Source organism: Pedobacter sp. GR22-10, from assembly GCF_026239715.1.
In the GTDB taxonomy this organism is placed as follows: Bacteria; Bacteroidota; Bacteroidia; order Sphingobacteriales; family Sphingobacteriaceae; genus Pedobacter.
In genome coordinates, this window is the sequence record NZ_JAPIVR010000001.1 from 1205980 (window position 1) to 1224489 (window position 18510).

18 protein-coding genes and 1 riboswitch are annotated in these 18510 nt (G+C 41.2%); of the genes, 7 read left to right on the forward strand and 11 right to left on the reverse strand.

Features of this window, described 5'->3' with window-relative positions:
- Positions 1-163: 163 nt before the first annotated feature.
- Both mgtE and OQX64_RS05080 read left to right on the forward strand, forming a co-directional pair.
- Positions 164-1513: a magnesium transporter gene (gene mgtE / locus OQX64_RS05075; RefSeq protein WP_088301807.1), complete on the forward strand. Its 1350-nt coding sequence runs from the start codon at positions 164-166 to the stop codon at positions 1511-1513.
- A gap of 114 nt (positions 1514-1627) precedes the next feature.
- Positions 1628-1882 (forward strand): hypothetical protein, encoded by a 255-nt coding sequence (locus tag OQX64_RS05080; protein ID WP_322974937.1) that lies wholly within the window; start codon positions 1628-1630, stop codon positions 1880-1882.
- Positions 1883-1997: 115 nt separating this feature from the next.
- On the opposite strand, the gene OQX64_RS05085 is transcribed toward OQX64_RS05080, so the two are convergent.
- From OQX64_RS05085 to thiS, 10 genes are all read right to left on the reverse strand, one after another.
- The gene (locus tag OQX64_RS05085; protein ID WP_265817901.1) at positions 1998-2408 is read right to left on the reverse strand and encodes an organic hydroperoxide resistance protein; all 411 of its coding nucleotides are present in this window, start codon (positions 2406-2408) and stop codon (positions 1998-2000) included.
- Between the two features lie 139 nt (positions 2409-2547).
- Positions 2548-4707 (reverse strand): FUSC family protein, encoded by a 2160-nt coding sequence (locus tag OQX64_RS05090; RefSeq protein ID WP_265817902.1) that lies wholly within the window; start codon positions 4705-4707, stop codon positions 2548-2550.
- 181 nt (positions 4708-4888) lie between these two features.
- Complete coding sequence (gene thiD / locus OQX64_RS05095) at positions 4889-5725, reverse strand: bifunctional hydroxymethylpyrimidine kinase/phosphomethylpyrimidine kinase (protein WP_265817903.1); 837 nt, start codon at positions 5723-5725, stop codon at positions 4889-4891.
- Positions 5709-6773, reverse strand: a complete 1065-nt coding sequence (gene moeB / locus OQX64_RS05100) for a HesA/MoeB/ThiF family protein (RefSeq protein WP_265817904.1) — start codon at positions 6771-6773, stop codon at positions 5709-5711. The genes thiD and moeB overlap by 17 nt, the downstream gene beginning before the upstream one ends.
- A 9-nt stretch (positions 6774-6782) precedes the next feature.
- Entirely contained in the window at positions 6783-7895 is a 1113-nt protein-coding gene (gene thiH / locus OQX64_RS05105) for a 2-iminoacetate synthase ThiH (protein WP_265817905.1), read from the reverse strand.
- Positions 7888-8655, reverse strand: a complete 768-nt coding sequence (locus OQX64_RS05110; RefSeq protein WP_265817906.1) for a thiazole synthase — start codon at positions 8653-8655, stop codon at positions 7888-7890. The genes thiH and OQX64_RS05110 overlap by 8 nt, the downstream gene beginning before the upstream one ends.
- Positions 8656-8665: 10 nt before the next feature.
- Positions 8666-9310 (reverse strand): thiamine phosphate synthase, encoded by a 645-nt coding sequence (locus tag OQX64_RS05115; RefSeq protein ID WP_265817907.1) that lies wholly within the window; start codon positions 9308-9310, stop codon positions 8666-8668.
- Between the two features lie 6 nt (positions 9311-9316).
- On the reverse strand, positions 9317-9916 hold the full coding sequence (locus OQX64_RS05120; protein WP_265817908.1) for a thiamine phosphate synthase: 600 nt from the start codon (positions 9914-9916) through the stop codon (positions 9317-9319).
- Positions 9916-11799 (reverse strand): phosphomethylpyrimidine synthase ThiC, encoded by a 1884-nt coding sequence (thiC, locus tag OQX64_RS05125; RefSeq protein ID WP_265817909.1) that lies wholly within the window; start codon positions 11797-11799, stop codon positions 9916-9918. Before thiC ends, OQX64_RS05120 begins: the two co-directional genes overlap by 1 nt.
- Positions 11800-11815: 16 nt before the next feature.
- Positions 11816-12130 (reverse strand): sulfur carrier protein ThiS, encoded by a 315-nt coding sequence (thiS, locus tag OQX64_RS05130; RefSeq protein ID WP_265817910.1) that lies wholly within the window; start codon positions 12128-12130, stop codon positions 11816-11818.
- Positions 12090-12182: riboswitch (TPP riboswitch) on the reverse strand. (Overlaps the previous gene by 41 nt.)
- A 247-nt stretch (positions 12183-12429) precedes the next feature.
- Between thiS and OQX64_RS05135 the strand changes: the two genes are divergently transcribed.
- Entirely contained in the window at positions 12430-12996 is a 567-nt protein-coding gene (locus OQX64_RS05135; RefSeq protein ID WP_216359238.1) for a sugar O-acetyltransferase, read from the forward strand.
- Positions 12997-13084: 88 nt separating this feature from the next.
- Here the strand turns inward: OQX64_RS05135 and OQX64_RS05140 are convergent, their stop codons facing one another.
- Positions 13085-13564, reverse strand: coding sequence for a DUF1203 domain-containing protein (locus tag OQX64_RS05140; protein WP_265817911.1), 480 nt, complete (start codon positions 13562-13564; stop codon positions 13085-13087).
- 224 nt (positions 13565-13788) lie between these two features.
- Between OQX64_RS05140 and OQX64_RS05145 the strand changes: the two genes are divergently transcribed.
- Genes OQX64_RS05145 through OQX64_RS05160 form a run of 4 tightly spaced genes read left to right on the forward strand, consistent with a single transcriptional unit; the run spans position 13789 to position 18499 of the window.
- Positions 13789-15147, forward strand: coding sequence for a hypothetical protein (locus tag OQX64_RS05145; protein ID WP_265817912.1), 1359 nt, complete (start codon positions 13789-13791; stop codon positions 15145-15147).
- Positions 15148-15166: 19 nt separating this feature from the next.
- The gene (locus OQX64_RS05150) at positions 15167-15640 is read left to right on the forward strand and encodes a hypothetical protein (RefSeq protein WP_265817913.1); all 474 of its coding nucleotides are present in this window, start codon (positions 15167-15169) and stop codon (positions 15638-15640) included.
- A gap of 31 nt (positions 15641-15671) precedes the next feature.
- Complete coding sequence (locus tag OQX64_RS05155; RefSeq protein ID WP_265817914.1) at positions 15672-17486, forward strand: GMC family oxidoreductase; 1815 nt, start codon at positions 15672-15674, stop codon at positions 17484-17486.
- Positions 17486-18499 carry a hypothetical protein gene (locus OQX64_RS05160; protein WP_265817915.1) on the forward strand — a complete coding sequence of 338 codons (1014 nt, stop codon included), beginning with the start codon at positions 17486-17488 and terminating at the stop codon, positions 18497-18499. Before OQX64_RS05155 ends, OQX64_RS05160 begins: the two co-directional genes overlap by 1 nt.
- Positions 18500-18510 lie beyond the last annotated feature (11 nt).

The window sequence follows — 18510 nt, forward strand, 5'->3', positions numbered from 1 at the left end:
CTAATCAGGTTAAACATTCTGATGCTGCATTTCATTTGAATAATGCTTGTGAGTGGACATCAAAAGTGGAAAACCATTCACGTGATCTCTGAAATGATGGGCAAAGAATAGGTTTTAAAAACTTTTTATTAGTAGCTTTAGAAAGTTTTAGGTTAGGTTATAAATGCAGTCATTCGAAATTGATAAAAGCGACGTACTAAAGGTTAAAAATGCAATTTTAGCTGGTGATGAAATCTTAAAGGCGGTTTTAGATGATTATCATGCCTCTGAAATTGCCATACTCTTTGAGCGTTTAGATCAATCTGAGCAGCAGCATATTATTAACCTCCTTCCGGCAGAAATTGCATCTGAGATTATCTCAGAAATGGATGAGGAATCTCACCCTGAGAATTTACTTTTTCAGCTTCATCCGGATAAGCGTACAGAAGTAATCGAAGAACTGGATTACGATGATGCCACAGACATTATCTCGCAACTGGAAGATCACGAGCAAAATGAAATTCTGGAAGATCTGCAGGATGAACATGCTTCGGAAATCAGAAACCTCTTAACTTACGACGAAAAAACGGCTGGTGGTTTAATGAACACCGAGCTGATCTGCGTAAACATTAACCTCACTAAAAAGGATGCAATCGATGAAATTATCCGCCAGAGTGAGGAGATGGAAGAATTTTATACCATTTATGTCGTAGATGATGAGGACATTTTCAGGGGGATTGTTTCTTTAAAAGATATTATTAAGGCCAGGCATAATGCTAAAATTACCGAACTGGTTAAAATAGATGCGGTTTATGTGCATCCGGATACCGATCAGGAAGAAGTAGCCAACCTGATTTCTCAATATAACCTTACCAGTATTCCGGTAATTGATGAACATCAGAAATTACTCGGTAGGATCACCTTCGATGATGTGATCGATGTTATGGAAGCAGAAAGTACGGAGGATATCTTAAAGATTTCAGGGGTATCAGAAGATGAGGAATTAAGCGGAAATTGGGTGGAAGCTGTAAAATCGCGCTTGCCCTGGCTGGTGATCAATTTGGGGACAGCATTTCTTGCTTCATCGGTTGTGCGGTATTTTGACCCGACCATTCAGCTCATTCCTTCACTTGCGGCCTATATGACCATCATTGCCGGTATGGGTGGAAACGCTGCCACACAGGCACTTGCCGTTACTGTAAGGCGTATTTCCCTTTATGACCTGACGGATAAACAAGCGTACAGAACGGTATTGAAAGAGTTTACCGTTGGTTTAATCAATGGTGCCGTAAATGGTTTAATTGTATTTGTATTTGCTGTTTTTTTTGACGGCAATCCGATGCTGGGGGTGGTGATCTTCCTTGCCATGACAGGTAACCTCCTTATTGCAGGTATAACAGGTGCCGGCATTCCGTTAATTTTAAAACGGGTGGGAATTGATCCGGCTATTGCATCTTCCATCATCATTACTACCTTTACCGATGTTTTTGGCTTCATGCTGATTTTAGGCCTGGCCAGTAAACTTTTATTATAGATGATGAATCTAAACTCTGATCCAATGAAAACGACAAGACACAACCGGAGCAAATAAGAAATCCTCGAAATTTATAACCGGCCATTTCTGGATCTGGTTTATGAAGCAGCTACCATCCACCGGGAAAATTTACCTGCTGGTAGAAATGAAATGAGCACTTTAGAACAAGCCTTTTGCTTTATGGCCGGTGCCAGTTCCATTTTTGCAGGAGACAAATTACTAACCACAGCTAATCCTGCTTTTATTGATGATATGGCGATGTTTGAACTCTTAGGGTTAAAAGCACGTGATGCGTTTAAAAATGGCAGGCCTGCTCACACACTTGTAAAAGTAGGAGATATAACGAATATTTTTTATGCCGCTATATAAGCCTGACAGTCAGGAAACTGTTGAATGTTATTTATTTTCATCACCAGCAAAAAAGTCTCGACAAACCAATACCGATTTGTCGAGACTGACATCAACTATAATAAGAGTGAATTGCTTATACGGCTGTTACCCTTACCTCAATATTGCCTTTTACAGCTTTAGAGTATGGACAAGCACGGTGAGCCTTATCTGCAATAGACTGAGATTCTTCCAGCGTAATGCCCGGGATATGAACATCCAAATCAGCAGATAATGCAAAAGCATTTCCGTCCTTATTAAACGAAACCAACACCTTAACATTTGCTTCACTTATATCTACGCCCTCACGTTCCGCAACAGAACCCAATGCGCCCAGGTAACATGGTCCCCAGGCAGCTGCAAATAGTTCTTCCGGATTTGTAGCACCACCCTGGCCACCCATTTCCTTTGGCTTTCTTAATTCAAAATCTAAAATTCCATCACTTGATTTAACGTGACCATCTCTGCCGCCTGTAGCTGTAACTTCAGCTGTATATAATTTTTCCATGATAAAATATGTCTTTGTTTTTAAATCTAACAAAGCATTGCGGCCATTGTTTGAGCCGCTCAGAATGGGTTAGGTCGTTGAAAAGATTCAAGACCTTCTTATTCAGAAGGTTTACCACTGGAAGTGCGCTGCAAGGAAATTATATTTTAATCTTTAAGGTCAGCTTATAAATATCATAGGCCACTTTCTGTATCAGATCAAATTGTTCCGGAATCAGGTCCTGTCCCTGATGAATTTTAAAACCGGTATCTGCCATTCTGATCAGTGGTACATTATCTAAAGTACCCTTATTTTGCTCCAGGTTTTCAATCGCCATATCAAATAAGTATTCCGTATTATTTGACATTGGCTTCAGGGCATCGAAACTCTCAAAAGTAAAGGCATGTTCTTTATTGTATAAGGATAATGTAGCCACGTAGGAAGACAATAAATGGTTCAGCGTGGTAAACTGGTGCACCTCCTTAATAAAAAGCTGTTTGCTTTTAGGTTCAGAAAACATGCGCTGAAAGAGTGAGGCCAGGTTTGCTGTACTCACATAAACCTCTTTTCTGGCTAATTTATAATCTGTTCTGCTGTAGTTTTTTTCAAAATACAAGCCGGCCACCTGTTCATAATAAGCCTTATTTGCCTTGATGATATTCAACATGGCTTCTTTTAACTTTTCACGCTCCCAGGTAGGAAATAGGGAATAACTTGCCAAAAGGGCTATGCCCGAGCCAATAAAGGTATCGTAAATGCGCTCCCTTGCGAGTGCAATAGAACCCATCCCAAGAAAATCAAATAAGATCAGGATATAGGGCGTCATAAACAACACACTCACTACATAGTTTTTCCTTTGGAAACTATAACTGCCGATCATACAGATCAGCAGGATAAAAAACAGGGTATGGCGGTCATCAATATAAGTCAGTACACCCATCCCTATAAAAGCGCCTACGGTAGTGCCAATTAAGCGCTGATAATTGCGCTCTTTTGTTAAACTAAAGCCAGGTTTGGAAATCACCAGAATCGTTAACAGAATCCAGTAACTATGCGAAAAATTCAGGATTTCAGCCACTACAAACCCAAGGAGCATCACTACTGTAACCCTCAGCGAATGCCTGAAAGTAGAGGAGCTGTAAGTTAAGTTTTCTGTAAAAAGTTTAAAATCGAATTTCTGCCGGGTGATAAACTTTTCAGTATCTACCTCCGCTTTGCGGATATCCTGACTCGTTCTTACCTTAAAGTAACTGAAGATCGTTTTTACCCGGGCCAGGATATTTTCGATGTTTACCTCAATATTTTTAAGTGCAATGATGCCCAGCGTATTATATTCCTGGTTGACGTTATTCTTTTCCAGTTCATTGATCTTAATTTTAAGCCTTTCAATCTCAATTAACAACCTTTTAGAAAGCACTGGTTTCCCACCACTTTTCAGGGCAAAAGCAATATCATCCAGCGCATAGGAGATCCGTTTGATGGCCATCTCATAATCTTTTAAAATCCCGGCTTTATCAAATTGTTCATGCAAATGCTCGTAATTGTAATAAGTTGACATGACCTGTTCAAAAAGGTCAACCATATCTACAAAAACCAACAACAAAAACCGGCCTTCCGGACTTGAATCACGAACAATTTCCCTTGTCCTGAACAATAATTCACGAACGGCATCCTGTTTCTCATGAACAGAAACCTGCAATTGAAGCAGTTCTGCGTAGGTTTTATCGTAATTGGCATGCTGATGATAAAATTTTGCCTTTTCTCTTAAAAATTCGGCCACCTCAAAAATAGAATCACTTAAAGATTGCTGCACCAGGCGGAAAGGGCGAAGTCTGTAAAAAAAATAGCTTAGTCCGGTATACCAAAGGCTTCCCGCCAGCACCATGAAGGCATATTTGAGCACTTCCTGCCAGGGGCGAAGATCATCGATACTTAAGACAATAATCAACAGAACAGCTGTACCCACAGATGCCGCACGAATGCCATAAATGTAAAACATTGAAAATACAAAACTCGAGACAGCAAGCAGGAAAGCGACAAAATACTCACTTTTATTGGTGAGGCCGGTTAAAATAGAAAAAACAAAAATTAAAGCAGTTGTAACCAGCATGGCATTGCGCCGGTGTACCATTGGCCCCGGACTATCCACAATGCTCACACACAAGGCACCTAAAGATAAAGTCATGCCATATTTCAGCATGGAGAATTGTGCCAGGATAAGTGAGGGCAGGAGGACGCCCATGGTAATGCGCAAACCATCGGCAAAATATGTACTCAATAAAAAATCCTGAATATTCCGGATGGGTTGCCTGATCTGCATGTTACAAAAATAACATTATCAACAGCTTTTTGTTGGCGGAAAATGAAGTTTTTTGAGGATTTCGATACTGCATTCAGGCACTTTCAGAACCGACAACATTTTCCATATCTATAATGTAAAAATGGTCAGAATATGATTTATGAAGTGAACTGTCATGATGAAATATTTATGTCAATCGCATTTATTCCAGCGCTTTCTTAATCAGATCCTGCGTCTTATGAAAATGATTTAAAGGCCCCTTACCATTTCCCGTTTTAACATCAGCACCTGCGCTGATGGCTTCCTGCACAAAACTTTTCGCTCTTTGAATAGATTCGGGCAGATCATGGCCTAGCGCTATAAAGGCAGCAATGGCGGCAGAGAGCGTGCAGCCTGTTCCATGGGTATTTGGTGTTTGGATTGTCGTTGAGCGGAAGGTTTTTTCTGTTCCATTCTGATCAAGATAAACATCATAAAGGTCTGGTCCTTTCATATGGCCTCCTTTAATTAAAACGGCTTTACATCCCGTTTGAAGGATACTTCTGGCAGCCTGTATCATATCATCAATGGTGTGGATTTTTATGGCTGCTAAGATTTCAGCTTCATCGATATTTGGTGTAACCAAATGACTTAAAGGAAATAATTCCCTTTGGAGGACTTTAATGGCGTCATTTTCGATCAGCTGAAATCCACTGGTAGATACCATGACCGGATCCAGGATGACCGGAATTTTTGGGTAAATGCTTAAAATTTCTGAAATGGCATGTACCTGAGCTGCTTCAGGAATAATCCCGATTTTAATTGCTGAAGGCTGAATATCTTCCAGTACAGCGATGACTTGTCCCTGAACAATTTCTGCCGGAATGGAATGGACTGCCGAGACACCTACAGTATTCTGAACGGTAACCGTGGTAATCGCAGAAGTACCATAGCACCCAAGCGCACTGAATGTTTTGATATCTGCCTGTATTCCAGCACCGCCACCACTATCTGATCCGGCAATGGTAAGTATAGAAACATACTTATAGCGCATATCCATCAATCCCATTTTTTACAGTAAAAATTTCTCCTTTAAAGAATGGCTTAACCATGTTTACCGCCATCTTGCTCCGCTGCCCTGTCTGGCAGATGAATACCAGTTTCTGATCAGCCGGAAATGTTGAAAGATGTTCGTGAAGATGGTATAAGGAAATATTTATGCCCCCAATGTTAAATTCTTCGAATTCGTAATCTTCACGCACATCAACCAAAAAAACTTCTGCTGGTGTTGCAGCTTGCCAGTTTTTAAGGCGGTTTATCGAAATTTCATGTTTCTCTCCATCATCCGGATTATTTTCAGCCGTTAGCGGCATGGAGCTGTTTTGCTTTTGCGTAGCAATGTTAAAGATATTCACGCTGCAATCGAGTGCGTTCATGGTGAGCAACCTGCCAGACAATGTTTCACCAAAGCCACAAATCACTTTAATTGCCTCATTGGCCATTAGGGTACCGATGATACCGGGCAGCATACCGATTACGCCCACTTCATTACAGTTTGGTACTTCCCCTTCAGCTGCAGGCTCTTCAAAAAGATCCCGGTAATTTGGTCCCTGCTGATGATTGAATACAGAAACCTGTCCTTCAAACTTATAAATAGAACCAAAAACCAAGGGTTTATTTGCAGATACGCAGGTATCGTTCACCAGGTATCGTGTAGGGAAATTATCTGAACCATCAATAATCAGATCATAGGAACTGATTAGCTTTTGCACATTAACCGCTGTTAACCTTTCCTGGTAGGCAGTAATTTTTACCAAGGGATTAAGCTGCGTTAATTTTTCCCTGGCGGTTAGTGCTTTGGGTTTACCTACATCTGCAGCAGCATATAAAATTTGACGGTGCAAATTGGTTAATTCAACCACATCATGGTCTACAATGCCAATATTGCCCACCCCGGCAGCTACCAGATATTGTAAAACCGGGCATCCCAAACCACCCGCACCAATCATCAATACTTGCGCGGCCTTTAATTTTTCCTGTCCATCTATACCTAATTCAGGTAAAATCACCTGCCGCTGATATTGTTTCAGTTCCTCTTTCGTAAGCATATTTGTCAATTAAGCTAAGCAATTATCCCAATCTTTCCATACGGCTTCGTACCCTTGTGCAGTAATGAGGCGGGAAATTTCGGCTGGACTTCGTTCATCACTGATTTCAAACTGCTCCAGTGATTCCGGTGCAACGGTATAGCCGCCAGGATTGGTTTTTGAGCCGGCACTGATGGACGTAATGCCAAGTTTAATAATGTTGTTCCTGAACGCTGGCGATTCACGGGTAGAGATAGACAGTTCTACTTCTTCATTAAACAAACGGTAAGCACAGATCAGTTGTACCAGTTCCCGGTCGTTCATTTCTACCTTAGGCTCCAGTCCGCCGCTGTAAGGGCGGAGTCTTGGAAAAGAAAGGCTGTACTTACTTTGCCAGTATTTTTTTTCGAGATAGTTGAGGTGGAGTGCTGTAAAAAAACAATCTGTACGCCAATCTTCAAGACCGATCAATACACCAAGTCCCATTTTATGAATGTTTGCTTTACCCAGGCGGTCTGGTGTTTCCACTCGGTATTTAAAATTTGATTTTTTCCCTTTAGGATGGTGCTTTTTATAATCTTCCTGGTGATAGGTTTCCTGGTAAACCAAAATCGTATTTAAACCAAAGTGGATAAGTTGCGCATAGTCTTCCTCATCCATGGGTTGTATTTCCATAGAAATGTGCGCAAAATGCGGGCGAATGAGTTGCAGTACTTTTTTAAAATAATCTACATGAACATTCACGTTATCTTCACCGGTAACCAGCAGCACATGTTCATAACCCATTTCTTTAATGGCTGCCACTTCCTGCATCACTTCCATCATGGAAAGTGTTTTACGTTTAACCTTATTGTCATAACTGAAACCACAATACGTACAGATATTGTTGCATTCATTCGATAAATATAGCGGCACATACATTTGCAATACTTTACCAAAACGTTTCTGGGTTAATTGCTGACTTATCTGTGCCATTTGCTCCAGGTATGGTGCAGCAGCGGGTGAAACCAATGCTTTAAAATCTTCCAGCGTTCTTTTGGACGAGGATAAAGCTTGTTCAACATCGGCCGGAGTTTTGGCATAAATACTGGCTTTGGTTTCATTCCAATTATACGTATCGAAAAGATCAGTAAAACTATTCATCTAAAAAAGCGGTTAGAGGACTGCTGGCAACAGCATGTGAAACAGGTAAGGCTAATTTGGCTTCGAAGGCCATACGTCCGGCCGCTACAGCCATTTTAAATGCAGCAGCCATTGATGTAGGGTTAGCAGAGACGGCAATGGCTGTATTAACCAATACTGCATCGGCGCCGATTTCCATTGCCCGGGCAGCGTCAGATGGTGAACCAATGCCGGCATCAACAATCACCGGGACATTGCTTTGGCTGATGATAATTTCTAAAAAGTCGATGGTTTTTAAACCTTTGTTACTTCCTATGGGCGATCCCAGCGGCATTACTGCAGCAGTACCGGCATCCTCAAGGCGCTTACACAAAACCGGGTCGGCATGAATATAGGGCAACACGATAAATCCTAACTTAGCCAGCTCTTCAGTTGCTTTTAAGGTCTCAATAGGGTCGGGCATCAGGTATTTAGGATCGGGATGAATTTCCAGTTTGATCCAGTTCGTTTCCAGTGCTTCACGTGCCAGTTGAGCGGCAAAAACAGCTTCTTTAGCATTTCGGACACCAGAAGTATTGGGTAATAAATTGATATGGGGATACTTTAAACGAATTAATAAATCGTCATTTTCGTTGTTTTTGACATCCACCCGTTTGAGGGCTACGGTAACCAGTTCTGAGCCAGATGCGACTAAGGCTTCTTCCATTAACGCAGCAGAACTGAATTTTCCGGTGCCGGTAAACAATCGTGAACTGAAGGTTTTATCTGCAATTTTTAGCATTGTTTTATTATTAAGCTTCTTTTAAAAATGCATTGTTGATTTGTGCATACATTTCCAGTACCATAGTTGCAGGATCAATGGCATGGGTAATGGCTCCTGAAACGGCTACACCATACAGGCCTGTTTGGATAATGGCATTGATATCATCCAGTTGAATACCACCAATGGCAATAACCGGTATTTGAATGTTGGCGTGTTTGATCTGTTTAATGATTTCGGTATAACCTTCCAAACCCAATATCGGACTAAGTTTTTGTTTGGTTGCCGTGAAACGGAAAGGCCCCAGACCAATATAATCTGCCTGTTCAGCAACACGCTGGATAACGTGTTCAAAAGTGTTTGCGGTACCGCCGATGATCATGTTTTCACCCACTATTTTTCTGGCTGTCTTTATCTGCATATCCTCTAAACCCAGGTGCAAACCGCATGCACCTGACTCTAGGGCAATTTCAGGATGATCATTTACAATCAGTTTAGCACCATAATCATCGCATAACGCAACAGCATCTAAAGCATAAGGTAAGATCTCTGCCTTCGGTTGGTTCTTTACCCTTAATTGAACCCACTTTATACCCGCTTCAAGTGCGGTTCTTATTGCCGTGAGGTGTGTGCCTTTTTCAGGCTGCTGTGAAATGTAGTGCAATCGGTCAATCATTTCTGTTTAATTATTTAAGATTTTATTTAATTTTTTAAAATTGATGACTGCCTTTTCTGGCTTATTCCAAATGGCTCCAAGTGCGGCGGCACCGTCAAAATTCATTTTTCTTATTGTGGTCAGGTTGCTTTCGTTTATTCCGCCAAGTGCAATCACTTTAGGCGGAATGTTAGCTTTGGCTAACATAAAATCATCTTGCAGCTGACCCTGATAACCTGTCTTAGAAAGACTATTAAAAACCGGACTGAAAAAGACATATTCAAATGTTTTCATTAAAGGTATTTCAGCAAGTTGATGCACTGATGTACTTCTGATATGATCATTTTGCTGTAGATCATTCCAATTCTCAGCAGCTGCACAGGCCCGAAGCTTTTCGGGATAATGAAAACGTTTGATATTGAAATGATCTCTAAGCATATGGTGTTGATGAATAGCGATATTAGGATAGTATTCCTGATCAATATCTTGAAGCAGTTGGATGCATTGGCTGATATTCCACTTCGGCTTTCTCAAATGAAAACGGGTTAATCCGGTTTTAAAAAGCTGGTTAATGGTCACGGCTTCATTAGCGATAACATCAGGGGCAGAGATCACCATCAAATCCATTACAAATAAATTTCACTGCCTTTTTGTGTAAATTCTTTTGATTTTTCGGCCATGCCTTTGGTTAAAGCATCTGCTTCTTCCATGCCATTTTCCTTGGCATATTCTCTAACATCCTGGGTGATTTTCATCGAACAGAAATTAGGTCCGCACATGGAGCAGAAGTGTGCTATCTTAGCGCCATCAGCCGGCAGGGTTTCATCATGAAATTCTTTCGCCGTATCCGGATCGAGCGACAGGTTGAACTGGTCTTCCCATCTGAATTCAAAACGGGCTTTGCTCAGTGCATTATCCCGGTATTGGGCACCAGGATGACCTTTGGCCAAATCAGCAGCATGGGCTGCAATTTTATAAGTAATTACCCCATCTTTCACATCTTTTTTATTCGGTAAACCGAGGTGTTCTTTTGGCGTTACATAACATAACATGGCCGTACCGAACCAACCAATCATGGCAGCACCAATGGCAGAAGTAATGTGGTCATAGCCAGGTGCAATATCAGTGGTTAAAGGGCCCAATGTATAAAATGGTGCTTCAGCACAATGCTGAAGTTGTTTTTCCATGTTCTCTTTAATCAGGTGCATGGGTACGTGTCCAGGACCTTCGATAATGGTTTGCACATCATGCTTCCAGGCAATTTTAGTCAGTTCACCTAAGGTTTCCAATTCGCCGAATTGTGCCGCATCATTTGCATCGGCAATACAGCCCGGCCGTAAACCATCGCCTAAAGAAAACGAAACATCATAGGCTTTCATGATTTCACAAATCTCTTCGAAATGGGTATACAAGAAATTTTCCTTATGATGCGCCAGGCACCATTTTGCCATGATGGATCCACCACGAGATACGATACCTGTAATTCTTTTGGCGGTTAGGGGTACGTAACGTAATAAAACACCGGCATGTATGGTAAAGTAATCCACACCTTGTTCGGCCTGTTCAATCAAGGTATCTTTGAACAATTCCCAGGTTAAGTCTTCTGCCTTCCCGTTCACTTTTTCAAGGGCCTGATAGATCGGTACAGTTCCGATCGGAACAGGGGAGTTGCGGATAATCCATTCGCGGGTTTCGTGGATATTTTTTCCAGTAGAAAGATCCATAATGGTATCTGCACCCCATCTGCAGGCCCAAACTGCTTTTTCTACTTCTTCTTCAATGCTGGAGGTCACCGCTGAATTACCAATATTGGCGTTAATCTTCACCAGGAAATTCCTGCCGATAATCATGGGTTCTATTTCCGGGTGATTGATGTTACTGGGAATTACTGCCCGTCCGGCAGCCACTTCCTGGCGCACAAATTCTGGTGTAATTAAACCTTTTGGTGTATTGGCACCAAAACTATGGCCCTGATGCTGATGATTCATCACATCATGCTGCGCCTTAAGTTGTTCTTTTAAAAGATCAATCCGCTGATTTTCACGAATGGCAATATACTCCATTTCAGGCGTAATGATTCCCTGTTTGGCGTAATGCATTTGCGTAACATTCCGGCCTGCCTTTGCCCGGAAAGGTTTGGAAGTATGGTTAAACTTGAGGTGATCAAGGCTTTGGTCATTTAGCCTTTGTTGTCCGTATTGAGAAGAGATATGATCCAATTGTGCTACATCTCCACGGTTGGTGATCCACTTCTCACGTAATCTTGGCAAACCTTTTTTTACATCAATGGTTGCATTTACATCAGTATAAGGGCCACTGGTATCGTAAATGGTTACCGGTGCATTGGGCTCAGTTTCTCCGAAACGGCCATGCAGTTTGGTCTCGCTTAAACTGATTTCCCTCATCGCCACCTGGATGTCGTGCAATTCGCCCTGTACAAAAACTTTTTTTGAGGCTGCAAAGGGTGTGGTTGTTAAAACCTGATCTTTTGGAATTTTTTCGTGTTTCATTTTTTGAGGTTTATGTTTAGCCACCTGGTGTAGCTTTGATAATGATGACATGATCGCCGGGACAGAGAAGATGGTTTTCCCAGTTGGTTTTAGGAATAATGGTCTGATTCACCGCCACAGCAATGCCAGTAGCCGGTTTATTTAAGACAATGGTTATTAAATCCTGCATGCTGCAAGCTTCGGCAACCTGATAATGTTGTTGATTTACGGTGATTTCCATTCTATATCTAAAAAAATCAACTTTTAGGAATGGCCCCGTATGGAGGAAAGAAAAAACAACATCATATGCATGAGTTGTCATCACTTTTCCCTTCGGCAGTACTAACTGCATCAGGTTCAAAGGGTATTATCTCAGTCCGCAAAGGACACCCCTAAAGTTGCGGTAAACTTATAGAAAAGTTTCTAGAATAGCCAAATTATTCCCTAAAGAAAAATAAACAGGCCATTTAAATTAACCCTAAACTACATTGGTATTCGTACTTAAAATAGCTTTTTCACCTTCCTGGGTGTAACTTTTCAGACCAATAAAAGTATTTGTATAGGATATTGATTTTTAAGAAATTTTTATTAATATCGTAGCTTGCGGTGATGATATTGTGAAAGAATCTCAGCCTTTAAAGAAAAATACATATGAAATCTGAAAGAGAAAAGATGCTTGCAGGTGAGCATTACAACATCAATGATCCTGAATTGGTTGAAATCAGATATCAAGTAAGGGAGCTTGTAGATTTATTTAACAATACCAGTCCGAGAGATACCAAAACGAAAGAAAACCTGCAGCGAAAAATATTTGCACATGTTGGAGATAATGTTCATATTGAAAAAGCAGTCAGAATTGATTACGGATGCCATACCAAAATTGGGAGCAATGTGTTCATCAATTTCAATTTTGTGCTATTGGACTGTTGCCCTGTAACCATCGGGAATAATGTTTTCATTGCCCCAAATGTTCAGATTTATACGGCAAGCCACCCCATTAATCCGGCAGACCGAAATCAACACATTGGTTTTGCAAAACCGGTTACCATAGGCAATGATGTTTGGATAGGAGGAGATTGCATATTGCTTCCTGGTGTAACCATTGGTGATGGTTGTTCCATTGGTGCAGGAAGTGTGGTAACTAAGAGTATCCCACCAAATTCTTTGGCAGTTGGTTCACCTTGCAAAGTGGTGAAGGAGTTGAGTTTTGATCATTAAGTGAGCGGTTAATGAGGATGAATTTAGTTTCCATTCATTCAATGTCATTACTGAGTAGCGTCTGATTATCATGATATTCGAATTGAAATTAAACACGTTCAATTTTGCAGATGTAACAACATGCGGCTGCATTTCTCGCATGTAGGTAGTCGATTTCCGGATGTTGATCGAAGATTTCACCAATTAAATGATCAACATCTGCATCACCCACTAATTTTGTAAAAATCATTTGTTGATCTTTTGAATAGCCAATTAACGATAATGGAAAATTTTCTTTATCGGCCTTAATTTCTGGTGGAAATTGATGAATATTATCATAGGGCTCAACATTTGTTTTGTGTATAAATACAGGTCCGGGTTGATTAAACACATTATCAATGGTAAATGGGCTATGGGTAAATAATAACCGGATATCTGTGCCAACAGCGAAAGGTTTTAAGGAAACGCGGCAAGGCCCGAAACCAGTAGCGACCTGCTCAATCACTTCGTGACCAAAATTATCATTTAAGGTTTGTTTAATTTTATTTGCATAGGCCACAGAGAGGGGAACAATTTTAAATTTCATCATATTTATCATTTTAAATGCAAATAAATCAAGTTTTGAGTAGCCAAACAATCCGAAACTTGCTGACTTATTAAAATCATATCTTTATCATTTCCATTAATTTTAGGCGTATTTGGTCCAATTTTAATATTGATTTTCCTGATCTGATCAACTCAAAAAACTTCACTATTATTTGTAAATAATAATTTAATTTCTGTAAATTCACCTTCAATTAACACTCTCAAAACATGAAAAAAGTAAGATTACTTTCTCTGCTGCTTGCAGTAGGGATTGGATTGACCTATATCAGTATAGGTTCATTGGGTTGCAAAGGTCGGCCTTCCTCCTCCGGTAAAGACAGTACGAACACTTCAGTAACTGATTCCGGTCAAACAACATTAAGTCCTAATTTGCCTTACGATGTCACGATCGCACCAACAGACACGGTTCTGCAAACTCAGATCAGAGCAGATTTTGACCTTTTCTCCTGGGAATCATTTATTGCACTGAACTGGTCGCCGGATAGCACTGAGATAATTGGAGCAAATGGAGACAATGCCACGGTGTGGGAAACCTGGAAAGAAAATGCAGAGGTTTTTCTTCCCGATGGCAGCAAGCCCGCACCTTGGAATGCTGCCTTGCAGCAGAAAAATAAAGTACTGGTACAAGTGGGCAAAACGCCAACGGTATTGCTTACAGATGTCACTCAGCCCTTCTTAACTGGTCCGCTGATCGATCAGAACGGACAATATACCCGCTTTGAAATCGTGATGAATGAGAAGATGTTTGATTACATCGATAATAACGTGTTGTACAACTATCAGGGACAGCAAAAGTTTACTGATACCATTGCCTTTCCATCCGGTAATAATGAAAAGAAAGCACATGGTGCGATTATGGTTAAAGCCTCATGGAAAATTATGGGTAAAGGAGATGATACCACCCGTTTCCATAAAACAAGGGCTACTATCCATGTCAATGCGATTCCAAAACAAGGTGTAAAGGATACCACTTATACAGCATTGGTCGGTTTGGTAGGACTTCACATTGGTACCAAAAGCCAGAATAACCCACAATGGATTTGGTCTACCTTTGAGCAGGTAGATAATGCACCAACTTTTAATGCAGTGAAAGATGTACATTATAACTTCTACAAGGCAGCAGCAGGCAATAACAATATGAACAATGCGCCAGCACATCCCTGGAATCCAAGTATCCCGGGGCAAACCCCAAGCCAGATTGTACGATTAACGCCCATATTCGAAGGTACTCAGGCATTAAACGATGCTTTTCACAAAAAACTCATTGCTGTTAATCCGAAAACCGTTTGGCAGTATTATGAGCTGGTGGGTACCCAATGGCCTGTTCATGCCAAGCAATCTGCTACAGGAGATCCTTTTCCGGTATATATGGCCAATTCAACACTTGAATCTTATATCCAGGGTGTAGTAAGAGAAGGGAAAATATCATATGTTCCGGGTGTAACTTCAAGTTGTATCGGTTGCCATAACGGCGCTACTTCGTGGTCTGGCCGTACATCAGATTTTACTTATTTGCTCAGAACGGCCTCTGCCTATAAACAGGCTGCCGGAAACAAAAAGAAATAACGCTCAAATTATAACGCTCATGAATTTAGAACAATTTGCGGCACTTTCTCAGGTGCTGACAGGCTATGGACAAGAAACCATATTGCCAAAATTAGATACACAACATCAGGCTGCTGAATACCTTGCAACTTTATACACCCCCGGATTGGTGCCTGTAGCTACTTTACAGTTGCTTACCGATACCTGGAATACGATTTCAGCTATGCCGCAACCTACTTATGAAATGCAGGTAAAAGAGCAGATCATGGGAAATACAGAACTTGCACCTGTTGCCAAAAACATCATTTACATGTGGTTTTTGGGGATATGGTATGATTTAACTGTTCCATCCGGAACTTCACCAAATAAGGATTTCGTTGTTTCTGCACAGGCCTATCAGAATAGTTTAGTATGGGACACCATGGGCGCACATCCAATGGGTTACAGTGAGGGTGTTTTTGGCTATTGGAATACGCCACCCGTAATTCCGCCACTCCATCCTCCAATTCAATAAATCCATCTATTTACTTTAAACGAAATTTGAAATGAGCAATACAGCTAAACAATATGATGTCATCATTGTAGGCGGTGGCTGGGCAGGAAGTGCCATGGCATACCGATTGGGCGAAGCCGGAAAAAAAGTACTGATCCTGGAAGGGGGAATACCTTTGCAGAGCAATAACCGGGAAGATTTTATGGAAACCTTTTTCCTGGCCATGGCTAAAACACCCGAAGCACCTTATGTACAAAATTATAACTCACCGAGGCCATCCGTACTAGATATCAAACAAATTACTCATCCACCAGCACCATCTGTTGATTGTGCTCATGTAGCAGAATCAATAGATACGGATGGATATTTTATTCAGAAAGGTCCAATGCCTTTTGGAAGTACCTATGAACGTTTGGCTGGCGGAACTTCCTGGCATTGGCTCGGTACCTGCCTGCGCCTGGTACCGAACGATTTTAAAATGTACACCGAATATGGAGTAGGGGTAGACTGGCCCATCACCTATGACGATCTTTCGGATTATTATGACCAGGCAGAATTGGAAATTGGTGTTTCGGCAGATGTGGAGGAGCAGACGGTACATGGCATAACTTTTAGTGAAGATTATGTGTATCCCATGAAACGAATCCCACCATCTATTCTTGATCAGATACTGACAACAGAATTAAAAGATGTGGTTATAGATGGAAATGCATTAACCGTTACGGGTACACCAGCCGGTAGAAATGGCGAATCCAATATCATGAAGGATGGCACCATCTATAACAATGGTCGCCGTCTTTGCCAGGGCAATACCAATTGTACGCCAATATGCCCGATACAAGCCAAATACGATGCAACAATCACTTTGAGTAAAGCGTTGGAAACAGGCAATGTGGATATTATGTATCAAACCGTAGCCAGCAATATTCAGATTGATGCCACAACCAAGGAAGTTACCGGCATTGATTATATTCAATATGAAACCCGAACAGGTCCGGCAACCGGAAAAGGTACCGTAACCGGAACAAAATATGTGATTGCAGCGCATGCCATTGAGGCTGCAAAGTTATTGCTCATGTCTAACAAACAAATTAGTACAGGTATCGCTAATTCTAGTGGTCAGGTGGGTAAAAATTTAATGGATCATCCGGTAAAGCTAAGCTGGGGCAGTATGCCAAAGCCTGTTTATCCTTTTAGAGGACCATTGTCTACCTCAGGTATTGAAACTACACGTGATGGTTCATTTCGTTCTGAGCGGGCGGCCTACCGGATTGAGATCGGGAATGAAGGCTGGAACTGGCCAACCGGGGCGCCATATACCCAGGTACAGAATTATGTAGGTAAGATGGGTCTGATGGGAACTGCGCTGCGGCAACAGATCATTACTGATTTTACCAAACAGTTTCGACTTGGTTTTTTGGTGGAGCAGATGCCTTCTGAAGAAAATTATATCATTCCTTCTCCAACCTGTTCAGATAATTTAGGATTGCCACGTCCGGAGATACACTATAACCTGGATGAATATACCCGTGCAGGTTTCAAAGCTGCGGCAGAGGCAACTGGTATTATTTTCGAGGCTCTTGACGCTACTGAAGACAATTCTACGCCTTTAGGGACGGGGGGATTTTTTCAGTATGATGGTGAAAATTACTATTCAGAAGGTGCAGGACACGTCATGGGTACACATCGCATGGGGGACGATCCGGCAACTTCCGTTACTGACGCTGACCTGAAATGTTGGGATCATGATAACCTTTATTTAGTAGGCTGTGGTTCTTTTCCAACAACGGCCACAGCGAATCCAACTTTAACCATGATGGCGCTGGCTTTTAAATCTGCAGATGCTTTACTTAAAAGTTTAGCTTAATGGATAACTTGTCTATTGTTGAGTATAGCTTAAACTGGCCTGGTGGAATGATGGGGTCTACACATGAATTGGTGATTAGTGAAGAATTTATTTTTGTGAGTGGACAAAACATGCACCGGATAGCCAAGTTTAATCATCAGGGTGAACTGCTTCAGTATTATATGATGCCGGAAGGGAGCGGACCGCATGGTCTGCTCATTGATAAAAAAGGAAAGTTATGGGTTTCGCTTGAATTTACTGGCTTTGTGGTGCAATTGGATGAAAATGGTCAAATCGTTCAAGAAGTGGATGTTAAGTTGCATGCTTCAGGCGCAACACCCATTAATACCGCTCCCCACGGTATTGGGCTTGATGCAGATGGATCTACCATTTGGTTTACAGGCAAACGGACCAGTACAATTGGTAAGATCGATGTTAACAAACAGGTTACCCATTTTCAATTGGATACACTTGCTGCATTGCCAATTTTCTTATCTGCCGGACCTGATGGAGGAATATGGGGAACAGAATTATTTGGGAATAGTATCTTAAATATATCCGCCGCCGGACTTGTTCGTGAATTTAAAATTCCAACTTCAAACAGCAGGCCAATAGCCATTATTCCTGATCCTTTAGCACCTTACATGTGGTTTACAGAAGAAGCAGGACAAAAAATAGGAAAAATTGATATGGATGGAAACATTATAGAATATCCTGTTCCGGTATTACAAAAGAACGATATTCTTGCTTCATTAACTTTTGATCTGGAGGGAAATCTATGGGTGCAGGTTTATGTTGATCAGAACAATCCTTTTCCAGACGGAAACGATTACCTGATTCGTTTTGATAAATCCATCAGGACATTACCTGATGCGGATCTCTCCGGGATTTCTTTTAATACCTTTAAAATTCCAGGTAAAATGACGATGATGCACCGAATCAGAACTGATGCAGCAGGTAATATCTGGTTTACAGAAATGATGACCGACAAATTGGGTAAGTTATCTTTCAGTGCACCGTTGTTTTCACATTAATTAAAATAAAA